This is a genomic window from Cellulomonas sp. A375-1 (assembly GCF_001040865.1).
GTDB classification, from domain to species: domain Bacteria; phylum Actinomycetota; class Actinomycetes; order Actinomycetales; family Cellulomonadaceae; genus Cellulomonas; species Cellulomonas gelida.
Genome location: NZ_LFKW01000153.1, coordinates 2380 through 7178 on the forward strand (window position 1 = coordinate 2380; position 4799 = coordinate 7178).

General features: G+C 72.0%; 5 protein-coding genes and 1 pseudogene. All 6 read left to right on the top strand.

The genetic code is table 11. From position 1 onward, the window contains the following. Positions 1-35 precede the first annotated feature (35 nt). Complete coding sequence (locus CWIS_RS16415; RefSeq protein ID WP_231583961.1) at positions 36-731, top strand: maleylpyruvate isomerase family mycothiol-dependent enzyme; 696 nt, start codon at positions 36-38, stop codon at positions 729-731. Positions 732-831: 100 nt separating this feature from the next. Beyond that, on the top strand, positions 832-1593 hold the full coding sequence (locus CWIS_RS16420; RefSeq protein ID WP_231583964.1) for a deoxyribonuclease IV: 762 nt from the start codon (positions 832-834) through the stop codon (positions 1591-1593). Positions 1594-1711: 118 nt separating this feature from the next. Then, on the top strand, positions 1712-3235 hold the full coding sequence (locus tag CWIS_RS16425; RefSeq protein WP_048344422.1) for an aldehyde dehydrogenase family protein: 1524 nt from the start codon (positions 1712-1714) through the stop codon (positions 3233-3235). Positions 3236-3340: 105 nt separating this feature from the next. Continuing rightward, a complete protein-coding gene (locus CWIS_RS16430) occupies positions 3341-3748 on the top strand; it encodes a DUF779 domain-containing protein (RefSeq protein ID WP_048344423.1) in 408 nt (135 codons plus the stop codon). A gap of 76 nt (positions 3749-3824) precedes the next feature. Continuing rightward, positions 3825-4367, top strand: coding sequence for a DinB family protein (locus CWIS_RS16435; protein WP_048344424.1), 543 nt, complete (start codon positions 3825-3827; stop codon positions 4365-4367). Positions 4368-4558: 191 nt separating this feature from the next. After that, a pseudogene (locus CWIS_RS19105) lies at positions 4559-4799 on the top strand (hypothetical protein); the annotation flags it as partial.

Consider the following 4799-nt stretch of genomic DNA (forward strand, 5'->3'; position numbering starts at 1 on the left):
CGGTCGTGCGGCCGACGCCGTGGCGAGATCGAGCCGTGGCCCCGACTCGTGACGAGGAGCGCAACACCATGGCGCGCACGTGGGACGACGACCGCCTGCAGGACCTCATGCGCGCGGAGCGGTCGGCGCTCGCCGACGACCTCGCGTCCCTCACCGCGGACCAGTGGCGCCGCACGACGCTGTGCGGGCAGTGGGACGTCGAGGAGGTCGTCGCCCACCTGACGGCCGCGGCGAGCATGAACCAGTGGCGGTGGCTGCGCAGCATGGTGGGCGCGCGGTTCCGCCCCGACGTGCACAACGAGCGGCGGCTGGCCGAGCACCGTGGCCGGACCCCCGCGGAGACGCTCGAGCGGTTCCGCGCGATCGTCGCGAGCACCACTGCGCCGTCCGGGCACACGCCCGCCTACCTCGGCGAGGTGGTGGTGCACGCCCAGGACATCCGGCACCCGCTGGGGCTGACGACGACCCCGGGCGTGGAGGCGCTCACCGCCGTCGCGGAGTTCTACGCGGCGCGCGACTTCGCGGTCGCGAGCCGCACCCAGGTCGCGGGCCTCGAGCTGCGCGCCGACGACGGCCCCTTCACCGCGGGCGTGGGCGCGGGCAACCCTGTGGTCACGGGCTCGACGCTGGCCCTCGTGATGGTCATGGCGGGCCGGACTGCGTACGCCGTCGAGCTCGACGGCTCCGGCGCGGACGTCCTGCGCTCGCGCCTCGACGTCGTCGCGCGCTGAGCGGGGTCGTCACGACGCGTACGGGCGCGCGTCGGGCATGCTGGCTCCAGGCACGACCCCTGACGACGCACGACCGGACGACGAGGACGAGGGTGACGACGTGGTGCTGATCGGAGCGCACACGCGGGGCGAGGACCCGGTGGCGGCCGCCGCCGAGACCGGCGCGCAGGCGGTGCAGGTGTTCCTGGCGGACCCGCAGGGCTGGAAGAAGCCGGAGCCGCGCCCGGACGCCGACGCGATCGTCGCGAGCGGCCTCGGTGTCTACGTGCACGCGCCGTACCTGGTCAACGTCGCGTCGACGAACAACCGCATCCGCATCCCGAGCCGGAACATGATCGCCCAGCACAGCGCGGCGGCTGCGACCCTCGGGGCCCGCGGGCTCATCGTGCACGGCGGGCACGTGGGCGCGGGCGACGACATCGCGGTCGGCGTCGACAACTGGCGCAAGACGTTCGAGCGCGCGACCTTCCCGGTGCGCGTGCTCGTCGAGAACACCGCGGGCGGCGAGAACGCGTGCGCCCGCACGCTCGAGGCGATCGCACGGCTGTGGGACGCGATCGGCCAGTACGACGTGGGCTTCTGCCTCGACACGTGCCACGCGTGGGCCTCGGGCCTGGACCTCGAGACCGTGGTCGCGGACGTCACCGCGATCACCGGCCGCATCGACCTGGTCCACGCGAACAGCTCGCGCGACGAGGCGGGCTCGAACCGCGACCGGCACGCCAGCTTCGCGCACGGCACGATCCCGCCCGAGCTCATCGCGCACGTGGTCCGTGAGGCCGCCTGCGACGCGATCGTCGAGACCCCGGCCGAGGGCCAGGCCGACGACATCGCCTTCCTCCGGGCCGCACTCGCCGGCTGAGCCGTGCAACCGTGATGCAACCTCTGCGTGCCTAGCGTCGCGGACGAGCGTGGCAACGATGCCGCGCCCGGGCGCCACGGCCCCGCCGGCGCCCGTCGCACCCGGAGGGAGCGGCCGCATGACCGTCTACGCAGCACCCGGCAAGCCCGACAGCCTGGCCACGTATCGCGAGCGCTACGACCACTGGATCGGCGGCGAGTTCGTCGCCCCGGCAGCCGGTCGGTACTTCGAGAACCCGAGCCCCGTCACCGGCCACACGTTCACCGAGGTGGCACGAGGCGACGCCGACGACATCGAGCGCGCGCTCGACGCGGCGCACGGTGCCGCGCGCACGTGGGGGAAGACCAGCGCGACCGAGCGCGCGGTGATCCTCAACAAGATCGCCGACCGCATGGAGGCCAACCTCGAGATGCTCTCGGTCGCGGAGACCTGGGAGAACGGCAAGCCGATCCGCGAGATCCTCGCGTGCGACCTGCCGCTCGCGATCGACCACTTCCGCTACTTCGCGGGTGCGATCCGCGCGCAGGAAGGGTCGATCTCCGAGATCGACGAGGACACGATCGCCTACCACTTCCACGAGCCGCTGGGCGTGGTCGGGCAGATCATCCCGTGGAACTTCCCGCTGCTCATGGCCACGTGGAAGCTCGCACCGGCGCTCGCGGCGGGCAACACCGTGGTGCTCAAGCCGGCCGAGCAGACGCCCGCGTCGATCCTCTTCCTCATGGAGCTGATCGCGGACCTGCTCCCGCCGGGCGTGCTCAACGTCGTCAACGGGTTCGGCGTCGAGGCCGGCAAGCCGCTCGCCTCGTCGTCGCGGATCCGCAAGATCGCGTTCACGGGCGAGACGACGACGGGCCGCCTGATCATGCAGTACGCGTCGCAGAACATCATCCCGGTGACGCTCGAGCTCGGCGGCAAGAGCCCGAACATCTTCTTCGAGGACGTCGCCCGCGCCAAGGACGACTACTACGACAAGGCGCTCGAGGGCTTCGCGATGTTCGCCCTCAACCAGGGCGAGGTGTGCACGTGCCCGTCGCGGGCGCTGATCGCCGAGTCGATCTACGACGACTTCCTCGCGGACGGGATCGCGCGGGTCAAGGCCATCAAGCAGGGCAACCCGCTGGACACCGAGACGATGATCGGCGCGCAGGCGTCCAACGACCAGCTCGAGAAGATCCTCAGCTACTTCGACATCGGCCGGGCCGAGGGCGCCAAGGTGCTCACGGGCGGCGAGCGCGCGCACCTGGACGGCGACCTCGCCGACGGGTTCTACGTGACGCCGACCGTGTTCGAGGGCAAGAACTCGATGCGCATCTTCCAGGAGGAGATCTTCGGGCCGGTCGTGGCCGTCACGTCGTTCTCCGACTACTCGGACGCGATCGCGATCGCCAACGACACGCTGTACGGGCTGGGCGCGGGCGTGTGGTCGCGCGAGCAGGCGACCGCCTACCGGGCGGGCCGTGACATCCAGGCGGGCCGCGTGTGGACGAACTGCTACCACGCGTACCCCGCGGCCGCGGCGTTCGGCGGCTACAAGGGCTCGGGCGTGGGCCGCGAGAACCACAAGATGATGCTCGACCACTACCAGCAGACCAAGAACCTGCTGGTCAGCTACTCGGGCACCAAGCTCGGGTTCTTCTGAGAGCTGGGACCGGCTGATCGTCGGCGGACCGCGCGCCCCCGCTCGTCGGGCGGTGCGCGGTCCTGCGGCGCATGCTGGCAGGACGACGAGGAAGGAGGCCGACCCGTGGCCACGTCGCAGGTCGAGCGCGTGGCGGTCACCCCCGCCGCGGCGCAGCTGTTGCGCTCGCTGCGCGCGCAGCACGGCGAGCTCATGTTCCACCAGTCCGGGGGCTGCTGCGACGGCTCGTCGCCCATGTGCTACCCCGCGGGCGAGTTCCTCACGGGCGACGTCGACGAGCACCTGGGGGACCTGGAGGTCGGCGACGACGAGACCGGCCCGGTGCGCGTCCCGGTGTGGATGACGAAGGCGCAGTACGAGTACTGGAAGCACACGCACCTGACGATCGACGTGGTGCCCGGCCGGGGCGCGGGGTTCTCGCTGGAGGCGCCGGAGGGGGTGCGGTTCCTCATCCGCTCGCGGGTGCTGACCGATGACGAGTACCGCGAGCTGCAGGCGACGGGCGTGCTCTGACGGGGCGGCACGGGCGCGGCAGATCCGCTCCGCCGAGCGGGCCCCGAACGCCGTGCATGGTTGCTAGCGTGCCGTCATGACGACCGATTCGAGCGCGTCCGACCAGATCGTGCCGGACGAGAAGGACTGGACCTGGGTCCTGCACGAGCGCTGCGACGAGTGCGGCTTCGCGGCCGCGGACGTCGATCCCCACCAGATCGGCGCGACCGTGCGCGACCTGCTCCCGCGGTACGTCTCGGCGCTGCACCGCGAGGACGCCGACGTGCGTCCCGAACCGGCGGTCTGGTCCACGCTCGAGTACTCGGCGCACGTGCGTGACGTGTTCCGCGTGTTCGGCGAGCGGCTCGACCTCATGCTCGCGCACGAGGACCCGCTGTTCGAGAACTGGGACCAGGACGCGACCGCGGTCGCGGATCGGTACGACCTGCAGGACCCGGCGGTCGTGGCCGACGAGCTCGTGGAGGCCGGCGAGGCGACCGCGGCGGCGTTCGACGCGGTGGCCGACGACGCGTGGGAGCGCTCCGGGCGCCGCTCGAACGGCTCGTTCTTCACGGTGCGGACGCTCGGGCAGTACTTCCTGCACGACGTGGTCCACCACCTGCACGACGTGCGCGCCTGACGTCGTCGTCCACACCGTCACCCGTTCGTCCACAGGGCTGTCCACACCCGTGGGTATCTGTGCGTGAGCGTCTGTGGACAACGTCCGCCGATACCGTGGACGACGCGCCCCGTCCGGTGCACGAACGGTTAGGCACCCGATAGCACCGCGAACGAAACATCCCGGCAGCATCCAGGCCCTACCGTGCGCGCATGGACGTTGCGCTCCCGGCTGCGCTCGACGGCAGGCATGTGCTCGCACTCCCGGCAGGGACGGACCTGCTCGCCCTCGCGCGGGCCTGGTTCCCCGATGCCGCGTGGGAACGCGCGCCCGTCGCCGCGCCCGCGGCCCGGCCCATGACCGGGGCCAGGTTCCGCGGGATGGTCGTCGACGACGGCGGGGCGGCCGTGCCCGGGCGGCTGCCTCTCGCGGCCGCGGTGATCGTCGGGCCGC

Coding starts and splice junctions, on each gene's coding strand:
- CWIS_RS16425 (WP_048344422.1), top strand. CDS start 1,712: ATGACCGTCTACGCAGCACCCGGCAAGCCCGACAGCCTGGCCACGTAT.
- CWIS_RS16435 (WP_048344424.1), top strand. CDS start 3,825: ATGACGACCGATTCGAGCGCGTCCGACCAGATCGTGCCGGACGAGAAG.